The sequence below is a fragment of the Bombilactobacillus bombi genome, assembly GCF_013607485.1.
Lineage (GTDB): Bacteria > Bacillota > Bacilli > Lactobacillales > Lactobacillaceae > Bombilactobacillus > Bombilactobacillus bombi_A.
Map to the genome: position 1 here is coordinate 1 of NZ_SCHP01000160.1, position 401 is coordinate 401.

Below are 401 nucleotides of genomic sequence, written 5' to 3' on the forward strand. Positions count from 1 at the left end.
TCTTCATGTTGGTCATTATTTTGTCCTTACTGTTTATGGCGGTTCCGCTTATTGTCAGCAGTTATCAAGAGTACTTAAAAACTAAACAGGCTTTGGTTGAAATTAAAAGCTTAAGATCAATTGCTGAAGTCGCAAATAAAGTATCTAAAGAACGTGCGCCCGCAAATAAATTAATGTCGAGTAACGCTGCCGACTTTTTAAAAAATCAAAAAAACTTAAAAGAATATCGCCTCTCTGTTGATCGCCAACTTAATGAAACTATTCATATTTTAAAAGAAGAAGGTTATACCGATTTAGCAAATACTTTAGATACTAAATTTAGAGATGATTTAAAACAGGCTCGTGCTGTAGTTGACTATTATGTTGCAACTCCTGAACAAGCGAGAAGCTCTATACAATTC

At 33.9% G+C, this 401-nt stretch carries 1 protein-coding gene; it reads left to right on the top strand.

What is annotated here, in order from left to right; genetic code table 11:
• Positions 1 to 401: hypothetical protein (locus EQ827_RS08950; RefSeq protein WP_219912699.1), on the top strand; the 401-nt coding region annotated here is incomplete at both ends.